Below are 22090 nucleotides of genomic sequence, written 5' to 3' on the forward strand. Positions count from 1 at the left end.
GTCTATTCAGCGGCATCCGTCACTCAGCCGAAGGGCCAGCCCATGAGTCGAGTTCTGCCCGCCGTGGATCTGCGCGTCCCCACCCATGAGGACGCGCTCGCCTGGCACAGGGTGTTCGACCACCCCGATGTCATGGAGTTCCACGGAGGCGCGTCGGCGGAGCTCTCCGTGTACGAGGAGCTGACCGCGCGGCAGCGCAGACACGAGGCGGAGCACGGTTTCTGCCTGTGGACGATGACCGACGGCGCGGGGGACGTCGTCGGGTTCACGGGCGCGCAGCCCTGGCCGGGCACGTGGGGCCCGGTGGGCGAGATCGAGATCGGCTGGCGGCTCGGGCGGGCGTACTGGGGGCAGGGGTACGCGACGGCGGCGGCGCGCCTGACGCTGGATCAGGTGCGGGCGGCGGGGCTGCCCAGCGTCGTCGCGATGGTGGACGCGCGCAACGAGCGCTCGATCGCGGTGACCCGGCGGCTCGGCATGGAGCTGGCCGAGACGTTCGTGACGCCGACCGGGAAGCAGGGGCACTGCTTCCGCCTGGAGCTCTGACCCGGACCCGGCTTGCGGGGGCGCTGCCTCGTCCAGGAATTCCGATACGGCCCGAGGGGGCGCTGTCCCGGCGAGGAATTGCGGCACGGCCCTCCAGAGCGCTACCTCCGCCTGAGTCCCTGATCCGGTCCGCAGGGGCGCTGACCGGACCTTCCGGACACCACACCCCAGGAGCTACCCTTCCGGTACCTCCTGGGGGTGACATCTGTGGTGAAGACACCCAAGACGCCCAAGATTCCGGATGCCGGGCCGCCGGACGTGCCGGTGCCGAAGCTCGTCGGTCTGATGGCGGTCGACGCCCGGCAGGCGGCGCGTGAGCAGGGCGTGCTGATCGTGGCGGCGGACCGGGACGACGTCGACCGGGTGGTGGTGGAGTACGTGGTGCGCCAGTACCCGCTGCCCGGCGTCGAGGTGCCGCGGGACGCCGTCGTCACGGTGTGGTTCGACCTCGGTGAGGGCGAGGGCGGTGGCGGCGCGGGTGTGCGGGTGCCGCGGGCGCCGGGGCCGCGGGGCGGTGGCATGCGCAGGGAGCTCGGCGAACCGGACGAGCCGCCCACACGCACCGGGTCGTTCAGCCGGTGCCCGTGAGGCGGTCGGTGTCCGTGAGGCAGTCGGTGCCCGTGACGCAGTGCGTGTCCGTGGGACCCGGTCACGCCTTCTTGTAGCCCCGGTGCAGCGTGACGATGCCGCCGGTGAGGTCCCGCCAGGCCACCTGCTGCCAGCCGACGTTCTGCATCAGCGCGGCCAGTTCGGGCTGCGTGGGCCAGGCGCGGATGGATTCGGCGAGGTAGACGTACGCGTCCGGGTTCGAGGACACCGCGCGGGCGACCGGCGGCAGGGCGCGCATCAGGTACTCGGTGTAGACGGTGCGGAAGGGGGCCCACGTCGGGTGGCTGAACTCGCAGATGACGACGCGGCCGCCCGGCTTGGTGACGCGGTGCATCTCGCTCAGCGCGACCTCGGTCTCCTGGATGTTGCGCAGCCCGAAGGAGATGGTCACGGCGTCGAACGTGTCGTCCTTGAACGGCAGTTTCGTGCCGTCGCCCGCCGTGAACGGCATCCACGGGTGGCGCTGCTTGCCCACGCGCAGCATGCCGAGGGAGAAGTCGCAGGGGACGACGTAGGCGCCGGCCTGCACGAAGGGCTGCGAGGAGGTGGCGGTGCCGGCGGCGAGGTCGAGGACCTTCTGCGCGGGGCGGGCGGCGACGGCCTTGGCGACCTCCTTGCGCCAGAGGCGGGTCTGTCCCAGGGACAGCACGTCGTTGGTGAGGTCGTACTTCTCCGCCACGTCGTCGAACATCGAGGCGACTTCGTGGGGCTGCTTGTCCAGGGATGCACGGGTCACCCGCCCATTGTGGCACCGGGCGCCCGGTGGGCCGGGGGCCGGGGCGGGGCGGCGCCCGGCCCCCTGCGTGTTGCGCCACACCGGCGCGTGAGCCGCCACGAGGTCACGCCCTCCATCCCCGTTGCGCCGCACCGTGGTGCCGCCTTGCCCACCCTGCCGCCCAAGGCGGCAGATTGCCCAAGGCGGCGGCGGTCGACCGCAACGGGTGGGAGCCGTGCCGGCGCCAGATTGCCCAAGGGGGCGGCGGATTACCCATAGCGGCGCGGCGTCGACCGCAACGGGTGAGAGCCGTGCCGGTGGCGGAGTGCCCAATGCGGCGCGGCGTCGGCCGCAACGGGTGGGTGGGTGCGACGGGCGGCGGAGTGCGGCACCCCGGCGGGCCGACGCCCCCGGAGGGGGCGGGTGGGTGGGAGATGGGCGGGACGCCCGGGCGATTGCCTGCGGGCAGGCGGGCAAAATCAAACCCCTGCGGCGATTGAGCAGGCCTTCCCAGCCCCTGCGGCGATTGAGCAGGCCTTCCCAGCCCCGCCGGCGATTGAGGCGCGGGGTCCGGGGCGGAGCCCCGTGGCGTAGGACCGGGCCGGCACGCGCAGCAGCGGGTGTCAGCGCCGCCGGTACACCAGCCGCCCACCGACCACCGTCGCCACACACGTAGCCGCCCCCTTGGCCACCAGTTCGGCGCGGTCCGTGACGTCGAAGATCGCGAACCTCGCCGCGCCGCCCACCACCAGCCCGGGCAACAGCACCAAGGGCTTAGGGGACAGGGACACCGGTCCCGGCAGCCGGTCGGGCCTGCCGCCGAAGACCAACCCCGAGCGTTGCGCCACCTCCAGGACGGGCTTGGCGCGCAGTTCGCCCGCCAAGGCCACCGTCCCGTGCGCGAACAGCCTCTGCACGCCCCGCCGGGCACTCGCGCCGAGCCGGGACGGGTCCGCGCGGAAGATCTCCCGCGCCCGCTCCCCACCGATCGGCACCGTCCCGTACGTGTCCGCCTCACGCGGATCCGGGTGGTACGTGTGCTCGAGGATCTCGGGACCGTACGGGTTGAGGAGACCCGGCGTCAGGATGCCGGGCCAGCGCCGCACCCGCGCCGAAGGGTGGGCCTCGGCCAGCTCCTCGTACGAGCCGAGCGCCGTGACCGTCTCGCCCTCGACGAGGACGGCCGCCCCATCGGCCTCGGTGACGTGAAGTGTCGCCAAGACGCGCTCAGTTGGTGGAGACGAGCTTCAGCTCGGGGTGAGCCGTCCCGCCGTCGATCGCGGTCGACGAGATGTGCGAGCTGACGCGGTCGTCGACCGGGTCGTTCGCCGGGTCGTCGTGCACGACGAGGTGCTCGTACGTCGTGGCGCGCTGCGCCGGGACGCGGCCCGCCTTGCGGATCAGCTCGATGATCTCCATGCGGTTGGAACGGTGCTTGGCACCGGCCGAGGAGACCACGTTCTCCTCCAGCATGATCGAGCCCAGGTCGTCGGCGCCGTAGTGGAGCGACAGCTGGCCGACCTCCTTGCCCGTCGTCAGCCACGAGCCCTGGATGTGCTGGACGTTGTCCAGGAAGATCCGGGCGATCGCGATCATCCGGAGGTACTCGAAGAGCGTCGCCTGCGTGCGGCCCTTCAGGTGGTTGTTCTCCGGCTGGTACGTGTACGGGATGAAGGCGCGGAAGCCGCCCGTCTTGTCCTGCGTGTCACGGATCATGCGCAGGTGCTCGATGCGCTCGGCGTTGGTCTCGCCCGTGCCCATGAGCATCGTGGACGTCGACTCGACACCCAGCCGGTGAGCCGTCTCCATGATCTCCAGCCAGCGCTCGCCGGACTCCTTCAGCGGCGCGATAGCCTTGCGCGGACGGGCCGGAAGGAGCTCCGCGCCGGCACCCGCGAAGGAGTCGAGACCCGCGGTGTGGATCCGCTGGATCGCCTCCTCGACCGACACCTTGGAGATCCGCGCCATGTGCTCGATCTCCGAAGCCCCCAGGCTGTGGATGACGAGCTGCGGGTACGCCTTCTTGATGGCGGAGAAGTGCTCCTCGTAGTACTCGACGCCGTAGTCCGGGTGGTGCCCGCCCTGGAACATGATCTGCGTGCCGCCGAGCTCGATCGTCTCCGCGCAGCGGCGCAGGATGTCGTCGAGGTCCCGGGACCAGCCCTTCTTGGTGTCCTTCGGGGCGGCGTAGAAGGCGCAGAACTTGCACGCCGTGACGCACACGTTCGTGTAGTTGATGTTCCGCTCGATGATGTACGTCGCGATGTGCTCGATACCCGCGTACTTGCGGCGGCGGATCGCGTCGGCGGCGGCGCCGAGCGCGTGCAGCGGGGCGTCGCGGTAGAGGGCGACGGCCTCTTCGGGGGTGATCCGCCCACCGTCGGCGGCGCGGTCGAGGACGGACTGAAGCGCGGCCTTCTCGGTCACCGGGCGAGCCCCTTTCGAGGATTCTGACGAGTCCGAGCTGGAATCTCGACGAGTCTGAGCTGAAATCTCAGCGTACGTCAGGCACCCAGGCCACCCAGCAGAACCCCCGCGAGGGCGCCCAGAATCATGAAGGGGCCGAAGGGGATCTCGGTCCTCCGCCCGGCCCGCCGCGCGACCACCAGGACCAGCGCGTACAGACCGTTGAACAGCACGCCCGCGAAGGCGCCCAGGAACAGCACGCCCCACCCGTACCAGCCGAGCGCCGCCCCGAGCCCCACCGCCAGCTTCACGTCCCCGAAGCCCATCCCCTTCGGGTAGGCGAGCAGAAGCAGCAGATATCCGCCGCCGAGTCCGAGCGCGCCCCACAGTGCGCCGCTCCACGCCCCGCCGGCCTCCGGCAGCAGCGCCGCCCCGCCGAGCGCGAGCACGGTGAGCCCGGCGAGCGGCAGCGTGAGCACGTCCGGCAGCCGGTGCACCGCGAAGTCGACGGTGGCCAGGAGTACGCCGAGCGGCGCGAGCAGCAGCCAGGCGCCGAGCTCGGGCCGGGTGCCTGTGGTGGTGGCGAGCAGCGCGCAGGCGGCGCCGGTGACCAGGGCCAGCCGAACGGAACCGGGCCCGGCCCCCGCCCAGCCGCGCCCCGGCCGCCACGGCTCCCCCGGCTCGACGGACAGCCGGTGCGCGGGCCGCGGCAACAGCAGCCCGGTGGCCGCGCCCCACAGAGCGGCGAGCACGACCAGCGCGACCGGCGCACCGGCCTCGGTGGCGATCAGCGGGCCCTCTTGCACCACGTCTCCCCGCACCCCGTCTCCCCCACGCCGTCTCAGCCGCCCTTGACCCGGTCGAGGTCCGCCGTCGGATTGCCGGCGGCCGGGTACTGCGAGGTGTACGTGAGGGACTTGCCCTCCCGGCTGAGGCGCACGGTGTGCGTGCCGCTCGCGCAGGTGCCCGGATTGCCGGGCGCGGCCTTCCCCGCGGCCACGAGTGCCTTGCCGTCGGCGGACTTCAGGGTCAGTACGTCGACGCACCGGATGCCGAGCGGATCCGTCGACGTCACCTTGCCGACCCGCTGGCCGGCCCTGGCCTGCTTCAGGTCGACGCGGAACGTGCCGAAGGAGACCCCCGCCTGCTTCGCGGGCCCGTCCCACGCCCCTACGTAGAACTGCGGTACGCCCGGCGCCTTCGACCCGGCGGACTCGGTGGGCCCGGCATCGCTCGCACTGCCCTGGTCGCCGCCGCCGTCACCCGGCAACACGTTCAACAGGACCACCCCGCCCACCGTCACCGCCGCCAGCGAGCCCGCCACAGCGAGCGCCACCGAACAACTCACCCTGCGCCCCCGCCCGTTCGGCTTGTCGGGGGTCGAGCTCGCCGTCACGGAGACCGAGAGACGGCCCGGTACGGCGTCCCGCTTCGACTCCTCGGCAGGCGGCCCCTCCGTATGGGGCGTGAGCACGCGCGCGTACGCGGGATCCGGCGGCCCGAAGACGCCGGCCGGTTCCGAACTCCCGGTCACCGCAGGGGCGCTGAAGCCGACGGGCCCCGAGTGCGGGACGTCGGCGGGTGCTCCCTCCAGGTCCAGGAGCCGCACCGCGCCGCGCGAGACCTCCTCCACCATCGGCCCCGGCAGCCACCCCGCCTGCACGAGACGCGCCGCGCCGTCCGGGGCGAGGCGCCGGGCGACCTCCTCGGGAGCGGGGCGCGCGGCCGGGTCCTTCGCGAGGCAGGCCGCGGCGACCTCGCGCAGTTCCCCGGCCAGCGAGCCCAGTTCGGGCTCCTCGTGGACGACCTTGTAGAGCAGCGCGGCCGAGGAGTCACCGGGAAAGGGGGACGACCCCACGGCCGCGTACACGAGGACGGCGCCGAGCGAGAAGACGTCCGCGGCGCCCGTGACGCTCTTACCGAGGATCTGCTCGGGCGACATGTAGCCGGGCGAGCCGATGGAGACGCCGGTGGAGGTGAGCGAGGCCGTACCGTCGGTGGCCCGTGCGATGCCGAAGTCGATGAGCCGCGGACCGTCCAGGGTCAGCAGCACGTTCGACGGCTTTACGTCGCGGTGGACGAGCCCCAGGCCGTGCACGGCCGCGAGCGCCTCGGCGAGGCCGGCCCCCAGGACCCGTACCGAATACTCGGGCAGGCCCGCGCCCTCGCCCGCGGCCTGGGTGAGCGAGGGGCCCGCGATGTATCCCGTCGCCACCCACGGCACCTCGGCGTCCGGGTCGGCGTCGAGCACCGGCGCCGTCCAGGCCCCGCCCACCCGGCGGGCCGCCCGCACCTCACGTTTGAAGCGCGCCCGGAACTCGTCGTCGAGCGCGAAGTGCGGATGCACGATCTTCACGGCGACGGTGCGCCCGCCCGCGCTGCGGCCCAGATACACCCGGCCCATGCCGCCCGAACCGATCCTGCCGAGCAACCGGTAGGGCCCCACCTCCGTGGGTTCGCCGGCCTGAAGCGGCTGCATGATGCGGACCTCCCCCAATGTGCACGCACGCACCAGCAGCGTAGCCCCGCGCCTCGTCCGCGCACACGCCTCTCGAAAGGTGCGGAACACATCCGGAACACATCGGGAACAGATCGGGAACACCGGGCGGATCACCGTGAATTCATGCCGAATTCACCCACCTTCACCCACCGACGCAGAATTCCCGTACCAGGTTCCAAGAATCCCGCGCCGGGAGAGAACGCAGAAGTGCGCCGACCCGCGAGCGCACTCAGGGGGAATTCACGACATCAGCAGCTCGACCCGGACATCCGCGGGAAATCCCGTCGTGGGACCGACCCGCCGCGCGAACTCCGTGACGCCTTCCAGTTGTGCGGGACCGAAGCGGAAGTCGAGCGTCGTGAAGTACTCCTCGAGGATCTTCTCGTCGAAGACCTCCCAGCGCGCCGCCTGCTCGGAGACCTTGGCGACCTCCTCGAGGGAGACGTCGCGCGAGGCGAGGAATGCCTCGTGCACCTTCTGAGTGATCTCCGGCTCGCGCTCCACGTACTCCTTGCGCGCCGCCCACACCGCGAAGACGAACGGCAGCCCCGTCCACTCCTTCCACAGCGCACCCAGGTCGTGCACCTGGAGACCGAGCCGCGGGGCGTCGTGCAGATTGGCCCGCAGCGCCGCGTCCCCGATGAGCACGGCCGCTTCCGCGTCCTGCATCATCAGCCCCAGGTCGGGCGGGCACGTGTAGTAGTCGGGCTGGACGCCGAAGCGCTCGGCCAGCAGCAGCTGCGCCAGCCTGACCGACGTACGGGAGGTGGACCCGAGGGCCACACGCCGGCCGTCGAGCTGGTCGAGGGGGACCTGCGAGACGATCACGCAGGACATCACGGGGCCGTCGCAGCCCACGGCGAGATTCGGGAACGCGACGAGGTCGTCGGCCGCCTTGAGGAACTCGACGAGGGTGATGGGACCGATGTCGAGGTCACCGTTCACCAGCTGCTCGCTCAGTTTCTCCGGCGTGTCCTTCGTCAGCTCGAAGTCCAGGAGCGAGCCCGTCCTGGCAAGTCCCCAGTACAGAGGCATGCAGTTCAGGAACTGGATGTGGCCCACTCGCGGACGAGTGCGCCGCGCGGCCTTCAGGGTCTCGGGAGAATTGTCCACATCGCGAGACTAAACCCCATGCGGTACGGTGCGTGATCCGGGTCAGGTACGACATCGCGGTCAACCCTCACGGAGCCCCTGTCAAACCTGCGAGTGACGTGATCTTGGCCTCTATTGCTTTCGGCTGCCTGCGTGCTAGGCTCCATCGCAAGTTGCAGTTTGGTTTCCCTTGCAGTACAGAGCCTGCGGAGCATGTGACCGCGGGCTCTCGTCGTTTTCAGACTTTTGCATTGTTCGCAAGTGCATTTGCAGGTTCTGGAACAGGGCAACCCTTTGGCCCATAGGAGGGCTTATGGCTACCGGAACCGTGAAGTGGTTCAACGCTGAAAAGGGCTTTGGCTTCATTGCCCAGGAAGGCGGCGGCCCGGACGTCTTCGTCCACTACTCCGCGATCAATGCGAGCGGCTTCCGCTCCCTTGAGGAGAACCAGGCCGTGAACTTCGACGTCACGCAGGGCCCGAAGGGTCCGCAGGCGGAGAACGTCACCCCCGTCTGATCCTTCGCGATCGCACGGTAGTTGCCGTGATCTGATCCGGAACCTAGCGCAGTACCCAAGGAGCCCCGCGCCTCACGGCAGCGGGGCTCCTGCCTTTTCTACGTGAGTGCGGCTACGGGTCGGTGGGGAAGCAAGGGCCCCGCCGCCGCCCTACGTGTGTTGCATCACCAGTACGCAGGTGGTCCCCGGCTCCAGCGCCCGGCACGTGTGGGGCGCGTCGCCGGGGTACGAGAGGTAGTCGCCGGGGGCGAGTTCGACCGGGTCCTCCGTCGGGCCCGCGAGGACCCGGCCCGTCGCGACGATCAGGTGTTCCGTGGTGCCGGGCGAATGCGCGTCCGAGTCGCGCGGGCTTCCCGGCTCGACCTGGAGGAAGTACAGGTCGCGGCGGGCACCGGGCGGGCTCGCGGAGAGCAACGTCGCGGCGTAGTCGGCCACTTCGGAGGGGACGGCCGGACCCTGGCCCGCGCGGATGACGTGCACGGCGGTGCGCGGCGGGTCGAGGAGGACGCTCGGCGGGACATCCAGGGCGACACTCAGCGCCCACATGGTCTCCAGGCCAGGCTTGCCGTGCGCGGCCTCCAGCTGGGACAGCGTGGATTTCGCGATGCCGGCCCGCTTGGCCAGCTCGGAGAGGGAGAGCCCGGCGCGGGTACGTTCGCGGCGCAGCGCCGCGGCGATGCGGTCGAGGGGGAGGCGGGTGGGCGCGCCCTCACCGGTCGGCTCGGTCATGCGTGGGCTCCCGTCGTTCATCGTTCGCTGCAGCAAGCCTATCGTTCGGCTTGACGAACGCGCGGCGGTACGCGCATGCTCCTGCCATGCGTTCGCCAGACCGAACACCAAGCCCGCTAGGCCGAACACCCCCAGGTCGCACACCCCTACCCGCCATCGACCCCCGCCTGCTCCGCGACTGCGCCCTCGTCTGGCTCGCCGACGCCGTCGTCGGGGTGTCCTTTGGTGCGGTGGCGGTGGCGAGCGGGCTGCCCACGTGGGTGCCCGTCGCGATGTCGCTGCTCGTGTTCGCGGGATCCGCGCAGTTCAGCGCCGTGGGAGTGTTCGCCGCCGGGGGCGGGCCCGTCGCCGCGGCCGCCACCGGGCTGCTGCTCAACACCCGCACCGCCGCCTTCAGCCTGGCCGTGTCCGACGCGCTCGGCCCGTCCTGGCCCGCGCGGCTCGTCGGCGCGCACCTGGTGACCGACGAGACGGCCGCGTTCGTGATGGCGGAGAAGGACCCGGCCCGTCGGCGCACCGCCTTCTGGGTCTCGGGCGTCGGCCTCTTCGTCGCCTGGAACGTGAGCGTCCTCGCCGGGGCGCTCGCCGGGTCCGCGCTCGGCGACACCGACCGGTTCGGGCTCGACGCGGCCTTCCCCGCGGTGCTGCTCGCCCTGGTGCTGCCCGCGCTGCGGGACGGCCACGGGGTGCGACGGGCCGCGGCGGCGGGCGCCGTGCTCGCGGTCGCCGCGACGCCGTTCCTGCCTGCGGGCGTGCCGGTGCTGCTCGCGCCGGCCGGGCTGCTGTTCACCAGGACCCCCGCGGGGTCCTCCGCCAGGAGGCCGTCGTGAGCGCCCAGTTGATCGCCGTACTCGCACTCGCCGCCGGGACCTACGTCTTCCGACTGGCCGGGCCACTGCTGCACGGCCGCGTCCAACTCCCCGTACGCGCACAGGAGTTGCTCACCGACGGTGCGACGGTCCTGCTCGTCGCCCTCCTCGCCACCGGCGCCCTCATGGCGGGCCAGGAGTTCGCCGGCTGGGCCCGGCCCGCCGGGGTGCTGGTGGGCGGGGTGCTGGCGTGGCGACGGGCGCCGTTCGCGGTGGTGGTCGTGGGAGCGGCGGCGGTCACCGGGCTGCTGCGGCTGGCCGGGCTGCCGTAGGCGTGCCGCGCGCGGTATCGGCCCAGTGGGCCACAGGGCCCATCGCCGCGCCCGCCCCGAGGAACAGGGCGCCGAGCACCAGCCACCCGGGCACGCCCCAGGCCACCAGGAGCGCGGTCAGGACGAGCGGGCCGACCGTGCGGGCGAGGGGCACTCCCGTGCCGAAGAACCCTTGGTACTGGCCGACTTGATGGGCGGGGGCCAGGCTGAAGGCCAGCTGCCACGATCCCGCCGACTGCTGCATCTCCCCCACGAGTTGGAGCGCCGATGCCGCGACGAGCACCGCGACCGCGCCCCACGCGCCGAGGCCGCCCGTGCCCGAAGCGGCGAACACCACGCACGACGCCAGCAGCACGACACCGGAGCGGCGCACGGTCCGGACGGCGGGGGTCAGCCCGTCGACGCCGCGCGCGAGACGCACCTGGAAGGCCGTCACGCCGAGGGTGTTGAGCACGAACAGCACCGAGACCGACCAGCCGGGCGCCGCCGTGTGCGTCACGATCCACAGCGGCAGCGCGACCGACAGCAGCGGCATGCGCAGCAGCAGCACCGCGTTGAGCAGGGTCACGACGGCGTACGGGCGGTCGCGGAGCACCGCGAGGCGCGGCTCCTTCGCCGCCCGCGCCGGGGTGGGCGGAATCGCGGGCAGCCGGGCCAGGAGCAGCGCGCAGACCACGAACCCGGCGCCGTCGAGGGCGAGGACTACGAGATAGCCGGTGGCCGTGTCGTGCTGGAGGGCGAGGCCGCCGATTCCGGCGCCCAGCGCGAGGCCCGCGTTGAGCGCCGACTGCAGCCGCGCCAGGGCGCCGGTCCGCTCCCCCGGCTCCACCAGGCCCGCGAGCAGCGCCTGCCGGGCCGCCGCGAGGCCGCACTGCGCGACCGCGTACCCGACGACCGCGATCAGGAACGCCGCGTACGAGCGGACGACGAGGAAGGACAGCACGGCCGCCGCCGTACCGAAGGCCAGCACCACAGAGGCGCCACGCGGTCCGCGCCGGTCGGCGACCGCCCCCAGCGGCACCCCGGCCACCGCGCCGACGGCCCACGCCACCGTGAGGGCGAGGCCGATGCGGGTGGGTGAGAGGCCGACGACACGGGTGAAGTAGAGGGTGGACGTGACGTAGTAGACGCCGTCTCCGACGGAGTTGACCAACTGTGCTGCGGCAAGGGCGCGGACGCGAGGCGGCATATGCCCCACGGTATGGACCAACTCCCCTGAGGAGGTAGGCAACTTGTGGGTCGGGCGACTGGGCCAATCGCCTCTCTCGCCTGGTCCTGCCACGGGTCACGCATCACGCGTCACGGGTGCATCCGGGCGCCCTTCAGGACCTTGTCCACGGCGTTGCGCGGACCGTAGACCGCGAGGCCCACCAGGTCGAGTTCGGCGGCGGACACGGCGCGTACCGCTGCCCTGTTGTCGGCGTCGTGGCCGGTGGCGAACAGGTCGGACGTGAAGACGGCGCGGGGCAGGGCGCGGCGCAGGGCGCGTTCGTGGGCGGCCTTCAGGAGGTCCTTGCCGCCTTCGAAGACCAGCACCGGCTGGCGGAACATCGGCAGGTACGGGGTGCCGTCCGCGTCTTCGTACGGTTCGCCGATCACCTCGGGCAGCTGGGGGCCGAGGCCGCTGACGAGGAAGGCCGTGACGTTCAGGCGCTGCCAGGTCTCCAGGTCGTCGCGGAGCAGCACGGCGATCTTGGTGTCGAAGCGGACGGGGGCCGGGGCGGGGGCGGTGGCTGTAGCTGTGGTGGCGGTGGTCTCGGTGCTCATGGCTTGAGACTGCCGGTCGCCTTCCCTGCTGGTCTTGTACGTTTTTTGCATGGCGGTCAGCGGTCCCGGTTCCGGCGAGGAGATCAGCGCGTGGCGGCCCGGTGTGCCGGGCGTCACGGAGGTCTTCCACGCCCATTTCACGCGGCACGCCTACCCGATGCACGTGCACGACACCTGGACGCTGCTCATCGTCGACGAGGGCGCGGTCCGCTACGACCTGGAGCGGCACGAGCACGGGACGCCGCTCGGCACGGTCTCGCTGCTGCCGCCGCACGTTCCGCACAATGGGCAGGCCGCGACGCCGGAGGGGTTCCGGAAGCGGGTGCTGTACCTGGCGGCCGGTGCCGACGGGCCGCTCGACGCCTCCTTCATCGGGGCCGCCGTGGACCGGCCCGACCTGGTGGATCCGTTGCTGCGGCGGCGGATCGGGCAGTTGCACGGTGCGCTCGCGGGTCCCGGGGACGAGCTGGAGGCCGCGGGGCGGCTCGCGCTCGTCGGGGAGCGGCTCCGTGAGCGGCTTCGGCCGGCGCTTGCGGAGGTCCGTAAGCCTGTGCCGGATCGACGGGTGGCGGCCTCGTTGCGGGAGCTGCTCGATGCGCGGGTGGTCGAGGGGGTCGACCTGAAGGAGGCGGCGGGGCTTGTGCATGCGCATCCGGCGCATCTGGTGCGGTCCTTCGGGGCCGCGTACGGGATTGCTCCGCATCAGTACCTGATGGCGCGGCGGGTGGATCGGGCGCGGGGGTTGTTGCTGGGTGGGCAGGCGCCGGCGGAGGTGGCGGAGGCCTGTGGGTTTTACGACCAGTCGCATTTGACGCGGTGCTTCAAGCGGGTGGTGGGGGTGCCGCCGGGGCGCTTCGCGCGGGGCCGGTGACGTTGCGCCCCACCGTGGTTGACGCCCCGGGGCGCTGCCCCGGACCCCGCTGCTCAATCGCCGCAGGGGCTTGATGTGCGCAGCAGCACAGCGCTCAGCGTCGCCGTGGCGGCCAGCAGAGTGCCCGCAAGTACCAGGCTCACCCGCATCCCGGCCAGGGAGAACGTGCTCTCGCCCGCCCCCGCGAGCAACGTGCCGAAGAGGGCCACCGCCAGCGCCCCGCCGGTCTGGCGCAGGGCGTTGAGGAGGCCGGAGGCCGTACCCACCCGCGGCCCCGGAACCGCGTCCATCAGCATCGCCGTCACCGCGGGGATCGCGAACGCGCCGCCCAGACCCGTCGGGACGAGCAGGGTCAGCAGCAGCCACATCGGCGTGTGCGCGGTCAGCGGCAGCAGCGCGAACATGGCGAGCGCCAGGACGAGTTGGCCGATGACGACGACCGGCCGGCGCCCGAAGCGTTCGGCCACCCGCGGCGAGATCAGGTTCGTGCAGGTGATCAGCACGGCAAGCGGTACGAAGACCAGGCCCGCCGCCGTCGCGGACATGCCCCGGAGCTGCTGGAGGTAGAGGCCGAGCAGGAACACCACACCGTAGAAGCCGACGTTGACGGCGAAGCCGACCGCGAGGGACACGGACACCGTGCGGTCGCGCAGCATGGTCAGCGGGACCATCGGGGCACGGTGGCGCTTCTCCGTGACGTAGAAGGCGAATGCCGAGACGACCGCGACCACCAGTGCCACGAGACCCGTGCCACCGCCCTCGATGACCGCGAAGGTCAGGCCCGCCAGCGTGAGGACGGCCGTGATCTGGCCGGGGACGTCGAGCGGCGCAGGGCGGCGGGGCGAGGGGGCGACCTTCACGAGCAGCGCCAGGATCGCCGCGCCGACGGGCAGGTTGAGGAAGAACACCGCACGCCAGCCGACATGTTCGGTCAGTACGCCGCCGAGCACGGGACCCGCCGCCATCGACACCGAACCGCCGACCGTCCACAGCGCGATCGCCCGCGCCCGCTGCCGCGCGTCGTCGTACGCCTCCCGGATCAGCGCGAGCGAGGCCGGCATGAGCACCGCCGCCGCCCCGCCCTGCACGACCCGCGCCGCGATCAGCGCACCGAGTCCGGGCGCGACGGCGCAGGCCAGCGAGGCGAGGGTGAAGAGGGCGGTGCCGAGGACGTAGGCGCGGCGGGCGCCCGTGCGGTCGGACAGCGCACCCGCCGACAGCATCAGACCGGCGAACATCAGCGTGTACGCGTCCGCCACCCACTGCAGCCCGGTCATCCCGCTGTGCAGGTCGTCGCGGATGCCGGGCAGGGCGATGTTCACCGCCGACACATCGATCGTGATCACGGCGAAGCCGAGCAGCGCGGCGAGGAGAGCGGGGGTCCGGCCGCCGCGGCCGGGTGCGGCCGCGGCGGATTCGAGTACGGGTCGCGTACGGGTACGGGCTCTGGCGGCGACGGTGGTCACGCTGTCCTCCTGGGGCGCGGTGTACGAAGTGCGGGTGGGCGGCAGCCACGGGCCGCGGCCCTGTGACATGCACTCCCTGGGCCCGAGGCCCTTACGAGAAGGGCCATCGGCTGCCGGCCACCCGCAGCGAGGACAACTCTGCGGCCGCGCGGCGAAAGGTGGCAGGCCGCACTCCACCGGGGTGCCGCGTTCCTGGCCCTGAGACGGCCCCCCACCGCGCTCGACGAACATGGACAATGCACGTATGGCTGAGACCACGGAACTGGGCCGCTATCTGCGGGCCCGCAGGGGGCAGGTGACACCGGCCGACGCGGGCCTGCCCGCCGGTACGGGCCTGCGCCGCACACCAGGGCTGCGCCGCGAGGAGCTGGCCACGCTCGCGGGCGTCAGCGTCGACTACTACACGCGCCTGGAGCGGGGCCGCGAGACCAACCCGTCCCCCGCCGTGCTCGACGCCATCGCCCGCGCCCTGCGGCTGCGCGGCGACTCCTACGAGCGCCTCCACGAACTGGCGGAACTGGCCTCCGGACGCCCCAGCGAACCGCGCCCCACCGCCGATGACACGGTCCGCCCCTCGGTGCTGCGGATGCTGGACGCGCTGCGTCCGCTGCCCGCGTACGTCGTCAGCCGCCACAACTACGTGCTGGCCGCGAACCCGCCGGGCCGCCGACTGCTGCCGGGCCTGTGGGACTGGCCGGACGAGCAGCGCAACATCACGCGCTACCTCTTCCTGCACCCGACGGGCCGTGAGCTGTACGTGCCGTGGGAGGAGACGGTGACCGCGTCGGTGGCGCATCTGCGGGCCATCGCGGGCACCGATCCCGACGATCCGCGTCTGACCGCGCTCGTCGGTGAACTCACCCTCAAGTCGCCGGACTTCACGCGCATCTGGGACCGCTACGACGTGCAGGAGCGCAGCGGCGGCACGAAGTCCTTCGCCCATCCGAAGGTCGGCGCGATGACTCTCACGTTCGAGGTGATGCGTCTTGCCCGCACGGGCGGCCAGCGCCTCGTCGTCTACCAGGCCCCTGCGGGGTCGCCGGACGAGGCGGCGGTCCTGAAGCTGGACCCGGCCTCCTCGCCCTGAACCGTGCCTGAGGTCCCGGGGCTCCGCCCCGGACCCCGCGCCTCAAACGCCGGCGGGGCTGGAAAGATCGCCTCAATCGCCGGCGGGGCTTGATATTTCAAGCCCCTGCGGCGATTGAGCAGGCCTTTCAAGCCCCGCTCTTGTGACGAGAGCCAGCGGGGTCCGGGGCGGAGCCCCGTGGCGTCAAGCACGTTCCAGCACAGCCGTGACGCCCTGGCCGCCTGCCGCGCAGATCGAGATCAGGCCGCGGCCCGAACCACCCCGCTCCGCAAGCAACTTGGCCAACGTGGCAACGATCCTCGCCCCCGTCGCCGCGAACGGATGCCCGGTCGCGAGCGACGACCCCGCCACGTTCAACCGCCCCCGGTCGACCGGCGAAAGCCCCGCCTTCTCCCACGCCGCGAGCGTCGCCAGCACCTGCGAGGCGAACGCCTCATGCACCTCGACCAGGTCGAAGTCCTCCACCCCGAGCCCGGCCCGCTCCAGCATCCGCGGCACGGCGTACGCGGGCGCCATGAGCAGCCCGTCGCCGCCCCCGCCCGTGACATCACCCTCGACGAAGTCCACCGCCGCCGTCTCGTACGCGGTCAGATACGCGAGCGGCTCAAGCCCGCGCGCCGCCGCCCACTCCTCGCTCGCGAGCAGCACCACCGCCGCGCCGTCCGTCAGCGGCGTCGAATTCCCGGCCGTCATGGTCGGGTTCGGATCGTCGCCCCCGACCCCGAACACCGGCTTCAGCTTCGCGAGTTTCTCGACGGTCGACCCCGGCCGCAGATTCTGGTCGCGCTCGAGCCCCCGGTACGGCACGACGAGGTCGTCCAGGAGCCCACGCTCGTACGCCGCCGCAAGACGCTGATGGCTGGTGGCGGCCAGCTCGTCCTGGGCCTCGCGGGCGATGCCCCACGCGCGCGCGGTGACGGCGGCGTGCTCACCCATGGACAGCCGCGTGCGCGGCTCGGCGTTGCGCGGGATGTCGGGGACCAGGTGCCCAGGCCTGACCTTGGCGAGCGCCTTCAGCCGGCCGCCCGCCGACTTCGCCCGCCGCGCCTCAAGCAGGATCTTGCGCAGCTCGTCGTTGACGCCGAGCGGGGCGTCGCTCGCGGTGTCGGAGCCGCCCGCGATCGCGCTCTCGGTCTGGCCGAGCGCGATCTTGTTGGCGGCGGCGATCACGGCCTGCAGACCGGTGCCGCAGGCCTGCTGGATGTCGTACGCGGGCGTGCGCGCGTCCAGCATCGAACCGAGCACGGTCTCGCGCGCGAGGTTGAAGTCGCGGCTGTGCTTGAGCACGGCGCCGGCCACGAACTCGCCCACGGCGCCGGGCTCGTGGAGCTTCATCCGCCCTACGAGGCCGTCCAGCGCGGCGGTCAGCATGTCCTGGTTGGACGCGGTCGCGTACGGGCCGTCGGAGCGCGCGAACGGGATGCGGTTGCCGGCGACGACGGCGACACGACGCGGGGCATTTCCAAGGACGGGGGCGGCGGGGCCCTTCGGGGTTCGTGCCATGTTCGGCAGCTCCTGAGCTCTCGCTGGGTCTCTCGACAAGTACTGACCTATGAGTAACCTTACTCTGTAGTAAATTTACGACCGAGCTGGGAGCTGGACAATGGCCGACCGCTATCTGAACTTCACCGGCACGGCCCCGGGCCGCTTCCTGACGCGCCGCCTCGGCCTGCCGCAGCCCGCACCGCTGCACCGCTTCAGTCCCGAACACCCGCGCCTGGAAGGGAAGTTGCTGCACCTCACGGCGGGCGACTCCACCCACCGCGAGCCCCTCGCCCAGCTGCTCGGCCGCACCGGACTCGAGGTCACATCGAGCGCCGAGCGGCCCACGGCCGTCGTCGTCGACGCCACCGCCGCCGACGACCTGGACACCCTCGCCAAGGTGCACGCCGCGCTGCACCCGGTCGTCCGCTCCCTCGCGACCGGCGGCCGCGTGGTCGTCCTCGGCGCGCCGCCGTCGCCCGACGACCACCACCAGGCGGCCGTGCAGCAGGGCCTCGAAGGCTTCGTGCGCTCGCTCGGCAAGGAGATCGGGCGCGGCCGCACCGTGAACCTGGTGCGCGTCGCCGGCCCGGTGGCCGGCGCCGAGTCGACCCTGCGCTTCCTGCTGTCGCCGAAGTCGGCGTACGTCAGCGGGCAGGTCGTACAAGTAGGCGCCACGGACGCCGAGTTGACTCTTCCCGAGGACTGGGACCAGCCCCTCGCCGACCGCACCGCGCTCGTCACCGGCGCCGCGCGCGGCATCGGCGAGGCCGTCGCCGAGACCCTCGTACGGGACGGTGCCGAGGTCGTCCTGCTCGACGTGCCGTCGGCCGAGGCCGACCTCGCGAAGGTGGCGGAGCGGCTCGGCGGGCGCGCGCTGCCGCTGGACATCACGGCGGCCGACGCGGGTGAGCGGATCGCGGAGTTCGTGCCCGACGGCCTGGACGTACTCGTGCACAACGCGGGCATCACCCGCGACCGGCGCCTCGCCAACATGCCTGCCGAGCGGTGGAGTTCGGTGCTCGAAGTCAACCTCGCGAGCGTGCTGCGGACGACGGACGCGCTGCTCAAGGCGGGGGCCGTGCGGCGCGGCGGGTCGATCGTCGCGACCGCGTCCATCGCCGGGATCGCGGGGAACGCCGGGCAGACCAACTACGCGGCGAGCAAGGCGGGCATCGTCGGGCTCGTGCGGTCGCTGGCGCCGCGGGCGGCCGCGGAGCACGGGGTGACCGTGAACGCGGTGGCTCCCGGGTTCATCGAGACCAAGATGACGGCGGCCGTTCCGCTGTTCATCCGGGAGGCCGGACGCCGCATGAACTCCCTTGGGCAGGGTGGGCTTCCGGTGGACGTGGCGGAGACGACGTCCTGGTTCGCGTCCCCGGGGTCGGGGTCGGTGAACGGGCAGGTCGTCCGGGTCTGCGGACAGTCTTTGTTGGGCGCGTAACCCCTCCGGGGGGGGCGGGTTCGGATGTGCCCGGCACCGGATGCAACCGGCCCGCCGTCCTCCGCCCACGGGGCTCCGCCCCGGACCCCGCGCCTCAATCGCCGGCGGGGCTTGATTTGCCCACCCACCACCGAACTTGACTTGCCCACCGCGCCGCCAAGCTTGATTTGCCCACCCACCACCGAACTTGACTTGCCCACCGCGCCGCCAAGCTTAATTTGCCCACCCACCACCGAGCTTGACTTGCCCGCCGTGCCACCGAGCTTGATCTGCCCGCCCGCCCCTCCCCTAGGACCCGTCATGACGCGCACCATCGCCCTCGACGCTGCCCCCTCCCTGCTCCCCCTCATGTTGCGCGGCGCAGTCCTCTCGCCGTTCAAGCGGCCGCGTCCGGGCGCACCGTTCGCCGGCACCCGGCTCACCGTCCCCGGCCTCCGCATCGCGCAGGACCACCTCACCGCCTACGAGCGGGTCTGCGGCTTCGCGACCGAGAGGCCCGAGCTGCCGCTCACGTACCCGCACGTCCTGGGCTTCCCGTTGGCCATGCGGCTGATGTCGGAGCGCGCGTTCCCGCTGCCGCTGCTCGGCCTCGTCCACACCTCGATCGCGATCACGCAGCAACGCGACCTGTCGCCCACGGACACGTACGAACTCCTCGTCCACGTCAAGGAGTTGCAGCCCCACCGGCGGGGCACGGAAGCCGTCGTCGTCACTGAGCTGCACGCTCAAGGGGACCCGGAACCGGTGTGGCAGTCGACCAGTACGTATCTGGCCCGGCACAAGACGTCCGCGCCGGCCCCGTCCGAGGCACCGCAGGAGCCCGCCGAACCGCTGCCCGAGCTCGCCGACTGGCGGCTCCCCGACGACCTCGGCCGCCGCTACGCCGCCGTGTCCGGCGACCGCAACCCCATCCACCTGCACCCGCTCACGGCCCGCCTCTTCGGCTTCCCGCGCGCCATCGCGCACGGCATGTGGACGGTGGCCCGCTGCCTCGCGGAGCACAAGGCGCACGGGCCCGTCCACGTACAGGCCCGGTTCAAGGCGCCGGTGCTGCTGCCGGGCGAAGTGGTGTTCGCGGCGCAGGGCCCGGCCTTTGAACTGCGGTCCACCAAGGACGACCGGGTGCACCTCACGGGCGAGGTGCACGGGCTGGCGGACTAACGGGCCGACCAGCGCTCCCCGTCCATCAGATTGCCGAGGCCCGACCAGGCGAAGTTCATCATCGTCGTGGCGGCCTCCTTCGCGGACACGGACGCGTCGCCGTTCGCCCAGCCGGCCAGCGCCTCCGCCGCGCCGACCAGGGCCTGGGCGAGGCCCGCGACCTCCCGCTCGGCCAGCTCCGGATTGTCGTGCGCCTCGCGCGCGGCCTCCGCGATCAGATGGGTCACGAACGCCACGATCTCCTCGCGCATGGCGACGACCTCCGCCACGAACGGGTCCCCGCCGGAGCGCGCCTGGCTGTGCAGCACCGCCCACCCGTCGGGCCGCTCGGCGGTGTGCGCGAAGAAGGCGGTGAGGCCCTCCCAGAGCTGCCGGTCGGCGGCCGCGTCCGCGCGGACACCCGCCCGGACCGCGTCGACCAGCGCCTTGGCCTCCCGCCGGATGCACGCGCTGAACAGGTCTTCCTTCGAGTTCAGGTACAGATACACCAACGGCTTGGACACGCCCGCCAGTTCGGCGATCTCGTCCATCGACGCGGCCCGGTACCCCCGCTCCCCGAACACCCGCACCGCGGCGTCCATCATCTGCCGCTCCCGCTCGGCCCGCGGCATCCTCTTCTGCCGCACCACCCCGGCCCGCCCCTCGCCACCCACCCCGGCCACCTTCCCTCGCACGATCCGCACGGTTCAGCGTACGCAGCCCACCGGCTCCGTCCGACCGCAGGCGCGCGGCCCCGCCACGGGCCGAAACGCACGTGGTCCCGCCCCCCCAGGAAGCAGGGGCGGGACCACGTAGGTGGTGGAGCGAGCCGGGGGACGTCAGGCGGCGGCCGTCACGGCCACCTCCTGCGGCTCGTCCACCGGGGAGGACGTCGCGTTGGCGTAGGCGTCGCGGTCGAGGATCTTCTCGCGGGCGGAGACGATCACCGGGACGAGGGCCTGACCCGCGACGTTCGTCGCCGTCCTCATCATGTCCAGGATCGGGTCGATCGCGAGGAGCAGGCCGACGCCCTCCATCGGCAGGCCGAGCGTCGACAGGGTCAGCGTCAGCATGACCGTGGCGCCCGTCAGACCGGCGGTGGCGGCGGAGCCGATCACCGACACGAACGCGATGAGCAGGTAGTCACCCACGTTCAGGTCGATGTTGAAGATCTGCGCGACGAAGATCGCGGCGATCGCCGGGTAGATCGAGGCGCAACCGTCCATCTTGGTCGTCGAACCGAAGGGGACGGAGAAGGACGCGTACTCCTTCGGGACGCCGAGGCGCTCGGTGACCCGCTGCGTGAGCGGCATCGTGCCGACGGAGGAGCGGGAGACGAAGGCCAGCTGGATCGCGGGCCAGGCGCCCTTGAAGAACTGCAGCGGGCTGAGCTTCGCGACCGACCACAGCAGCAGCGGGTAGACGCCGAAGAGGACCAGGGCGCAACCGACGTAGATGTCGACGGTGAACGTCGCGTACTTGCTGATCAGGTTCCAGCCGTACGTGGCGATGGCGTTGCCGATGAGCCCGATGGTGCCGATGGGCGCCAGCTTGATGACCCACCACAGGGCCTTCTGGAGGAGTTCGAGAACCGACTCGGAGAGCGTGAGGATCGGCTGGGCCTTCTCGCCGACCTTCAGGATGGCGATGCCGGCGACGGCGGCCATGAAGACGATCTGCAGCACGTTCAGCTCGGTGAACGGCGTGATGATGTCCGTCGGGATGATGCCGGTGAGGAAGTCGATCCAGGAGCCGGCCTGTTCCGGCTTGGCGCCGTCCTTCGCGGTCAGGCCCGTACCGGCGCCCGGGTTCGTCAGCAGGCCGATCGCGAGGCCGATGACGACCGCGATCAGCGACGTGATCATGAACCAGAGCAGCGTGCGCGAGGCGAGCCTGGCGGCGTTGTTGACCTTACGAAGGTTGGTGATCGACACCAGGATCGCGAAGAAGACCAGCGGGGCGACGGCCAGCTTCAGCAGCTGGATGAAGGTGTCGCCGACCTTCTGCAGGGTGGTGACGAGCCAGGAGATGTCCTGGCTGCGGGCCAGCCAGCCGAGCAGCACACCCAGGACGAGGCCGCCCAGGATCTGCGCCCAGAACGGGATCTTGGATATTCGGAAGCCGGACTTCTGTTCGGCTGCGGGGGTGTTCGCGGACACGGAGGCACTCCAGTGAGGACGCGCGGGACAAGACAGACAAGACAGACAAGACGGGGACGTACAGGAGCGGCGACCGCGAACGTGATCGACGGCGCCGCTGCATCGCTTCGGCCGGAAGAGTCGAAACTGAGCGATCAGGCGCGACAGGCCGCGGACATGCAGCGGCAGAGATCGACATGCAGGCGCTCCACGAGCGCGACGCTCATGGCGGTTCGAGGCGCAACTGATGTCTTCATGACAGGAACGTTAACACTGCAACTTTGAGAACATCAAAGGGCTTCTTTGGGACAGATGAGGTGCCCGTACGGGCCCAAAGCGGCATTTACCTTGAAAACGCAGGCGACCCCGGCACCTGATGCGGTGCCGGGGTCGTACTGACTGTGAGGAAGCTTACGCGGGCCCTACAGCGCCCTACGGGG

Annotated in this window: 22 protein-coding genes; 9 read left to right on the top strand and 13 right to left on the bottom strand. The window is 71.8% G+C overall.

Going from position 1 to position 22090, the window contains the following annotated elements; genetic code table 11:
* Positions 1-42 precede the first annotated feature (42 nt).
* Both ACIRHA_RS30910 and ACIRHA_RS30915 read left to right on the top strand, forming a co-directional pair.
* Positions 43-546, top strand: a complete 504-nt coding sequence (locus ACIRHA_RS30910) for a GNAT family N-acetyltransferase (RefSeq protein ID WP_403852688.1) — start codon at positions 43-45, stop codon at positions 544-546.
* A gap of 285 nt (positions 547-831) precedes the next feature.
* Positions 832-1134, top strand: coding sequence for a PASTA domain-containing protein (locus ACIRHA_RS30915; protein ID WP_403852887.1), 303 nt, complete (start codon positions 832-834; stop codon positions 1132-1134).
* A gap of 61 nt (positions 1135-1195) precedes the next feature.
* On the opposite strand, the gene ACIRHA_RS30920 is transcribed toward ACIRHA_RS30915, so the two are convergent.
* From ACIRHA_RS30920 to ACIRHA_RS30945, 6 genes are all read right to left on the bottom strand, one after another.
* Entirely contained in the window at positions 1196-1891 is a 696-nt protein-coding gene (locus ACIRHA_RS30920; protein ID WP_403852690.1) for a demethylmenaquinone methyltransferase, read from the bottom strand.
* Positions 1892-2493: 602 nt separating this feature from the next.
* Positions 2494-3090, bottom strand: coding sequence for an imidazolonepropionase-like domain-containing protein (locus ACIRHA_RS30925; protein ID WP_403852692.1), 597 nt, complete (start codon positions 3088-3090; stop codon positions 2494-2496).
* A gap of 7 nt (positions 3091-3097) precedes the next feature.
* Positions 3098-4297: a cyclic dehypoxanthinyl futalosine synthase gene (gene mqnC, locus ACIRHA_RS30930; protein WP_403852694.1), complete on the bottom strand. Its 1200-nt coding sequence runs from the start codon at positions 4295-4297 to the stop codon at positions 3098-3100.
* A 77-nt stretch (positions 4298-4374) separates the two neighbouring features.
* Positions 4375-5085: a prepilin peptidase gene (locus ACIRHA_RS30935; protein ID WP_403852696.1), complete on the bottom strand. Its 711-nt coding sequence runs from the start codon at positions 5083-5085 to the stop codon at positions 4375-4377.
* Between the two features lie 32 nt (positions 5086-5117).
* Positions 5118-6755: a serine/threonine-protein kinase gene (locus ACIRHA_RS30940; RefSeq protein WP_403852698.1), complete on the bottom strand. Its 1638-nt coding sequence runs from the start codon at positions 6753-6755 to the stop codon at positions 5118-5120.
* Positions 6756-7016: 261 nt separating this feature from the next.
* Entirely contained in the window at positions 7017-7889 is an 873-nt protein-coding gene (locus ACIRHA_RS30945) for a menaquinone biosynthetic enzyme MqnA/MqnD family protein (protein ID WP_403852700.1), read from the bottom strand.
* A gap of 292 nt (positions 7890-8181) precedes the next feature.
* Between ACIRHA_RS30945 and ACIRHA_RS30950 the strand changes: the two genes are divergently transcribed.
* Positions 8182-8385 (top strand): cold-shock protein, encoded by a 204-nt coding sequence (locus ACIRHA_RS30950; RefSeq protein ID WP_100836743.1) that lies wholly within the window; start codon positions 8182-8184, stop codon positions 8383-8385.
* Between the two features lie 150 nt (positions 8386-8535).
* On the opposite strand, the gene ACIRHA_RS30955 is transcribed toward ACIRHA_RS30950, so the two are convergent.
* Positions 8536-9114 carry a helix-turn-helix domain-containing protein gene (locus ACIRHA_RS30955; protein ID WP_403852702.1) on the bottom strand — a complete coding sequence of 193 codons (579 nt, stop codon included), beginning with the start codon at positions 9112-9114 and terminating at the stop codon, positions 8536-8538.
* 86 nt (positions 9115-9200) lie between these two features.
* On the opposite strand from ACIRHA_RS30955, the gene ACIRHA_RS30960 reads away from it, so the two are divergent.
* Positions 9201-9944 carry an AzlC family ABC transporter permease gene (locus tag ACIRHA_RS30960; protein ID WP_403852704.1) on the top strand — a complete coding sequence of 248 codons (744 nt, stop codon included), beginning with the start codon at positions 9201-9203 and terminating at the stop codon, positions 9942-9944.
* Positions 9941-10255, top strand: a complete 315-nt coding sequence (locus tag ACIRHA_RS30965; protein WP_403852706.1) for an AzlD domain-containing protein — start codon at positions 9941-9943, stop codon at positions 10253-10255. The genes ACIRHA_RS30960 and ACIRHA_RS30965 overlap by 4 nt, the downstream gene beginning before the upstream one ends.
* On the opposite strand, the gene ACIRHA_RS30970 is transcribed toward ACIRHA_RS30965, so the two are convergent.
* Both ACIRHA_RS30970 and ACIRHA_RS30975 read right to left on the bottom strand, forming a co-directional pair.
* Positions 10221-11444: an MFS transporter gene (locus ACIRHA_RS30970; RefSeq protein ID WP_403852708.1), complete on the bottom strand. Its 1224-nt coding sequence runs from the start codon at positions 11442-11444 to the stop codon at positions 10221-10223. The two genes, ACIRHA_RS30965 and ACIRHA_RS30970, sit on opposite strands and share 35 nt — an antisense overlap.
* Positions 11445-11554: 110 nt before the next feature.
* Positions 11555-12022, bottom strand: coding sequence for a DUF2000 family protein (locus ACIRHA_RS30975; RefSeq protein ID WP_403852710.1), 468 nt, complete (start codon positions 12020-12022; stop codon positions 11555-11557).
* Between the two features lie 49 nt (positions 12023-12071).
* On the opposite strand from ACIRHA_RS30975, the gene ACIRHA_RS30980 reads away from it, so the two are divergent.
* Positions 12072-12893, top strand: coding sequence for a helix-turn-helix domain-containing protein (locus ACIRHA_RS30980; protein WP_403852712.1), 822 nt, complete (start codon positions 12072-12074; stop codon positions 12891-12893).
* Between the two features lie 53 nt (positions 12894-12946).
* Here ACIRHA_RS30980 and ACIRHA_RS30985 read toward each other — a convergent pair whose 3' ends face one another.
* Positions 12947-14428 carry an MFS transporter gene (locus ACIRHA_RS30985; RefSeq protein ID WP_403852714.1) on the bottom strand — a complete coding sequence of 494 codons (1482 nt, stop codon included), beginning with the start codon at positions 14426-14428 and terminating at the stop codon, positions 12947-12949.
* A gap of 175 nt (positions 14429-14603) precedes the next feature.
* Here ACIRHA_RS30985 and ACIRHA_RS30990 point away from each other — a divergent pair, with 175 nt between their 5' ends.
* Entirely contained in the window at positions 14604-15446 is an 843-nt protein-coding gene (locus ACIRHA_RS30990; RefSeq protein ID WP_403852716.1) for a helix-turn-helix domain-containing protein, read from the top strand.
* A 183-nt stretch (positions 15447-15629) separates the two neighbouring features.
* On the opposite strand, the gene ACIRHA_RS30995 is transcribed toward ACIRHA_RS30990, so the two are convergent.
* A complete protein-coding gene (locus tag ACIRHA_RS30995; RefSeq protein WP_403852718.1) occupies positions 15630-16949 on the bottom strand; it encodes an acetyl-CoA C-acetyltransferase in 1320 nt (439 codons plus the stop codon).
* Positions 16950-17049: 100 nt separating this feature from the next.
* Between ACIRHA_RS30995 and ACIRHA_RS31000 the strand changes: the two genes are divergently transcribed.
* Both ACIRHA_RS31000 and ACIRHA_RS31005 read left to right on the top strand, forming a co-directional pair.
* The gene (locus tag ACIRHA_RS31000) at positions 17050-18372 is read left to right on the top strand and encodes a 3-oxoacyl-ACP reductase (RefSeq protein WP_403852720.1); all 1323 of its coding nucleotides are present in this window, start codon (positions 17050-17052) and stop codon (positions 18370-18372) included.
* A gap of 300 nt (positions 18373-18672) precedes the next feature.
* Positions 18673-19533: a MaoC family dehydratase gene (locus ACIRHA_RS31005; RefSeq protein WP_403852722.1), complete on the top strand. Its 861-nt coding sequence runs from the start codon at positions 18673-18675 to the stop codon at positions 19531-19533.
* Here the strand turns inward: ACIRHA_RS31005 and ACIRHA_RS31010 are convergent.
* Positions 19530-20144, bottom strand: coding sequence for a TetR/AcrR family transcriptional regulator (locus tag ACIRHA_RS31010; protein WP_403852889.1), 615 nt, complete (start codon positions 20142-20144; stop codon positions 19530-19532). The genes ACIRHA_RS31005 and ACIRHA_RS31010 overlap by 4 nt on opposite strands.
* Before the next feature lie 207 nt (positions 20145-20351).
* Complete coding sequence (locus ACIRHA_RS31015; protein WP_403852724.1) at positions 20352-21671, bottom strand: dicarboxylate/amino acid:cation symporter; 1320 nt, start codon at positions 21669-21671, stop codon at positions 20352-20354.
* Positions 21672-22090: the final 419 nt, after the last annotated feature.

Origin of the sequence: Streptomyces sp. NPDC102360, assembly GCF_044766085.1 — a bacterium.
Classification (GTDB): domain Bacteria; phylum Actinomycetota; class Actinomycetes; order Streptomycetales; family Streptomycetaceae; genus Streptomyces.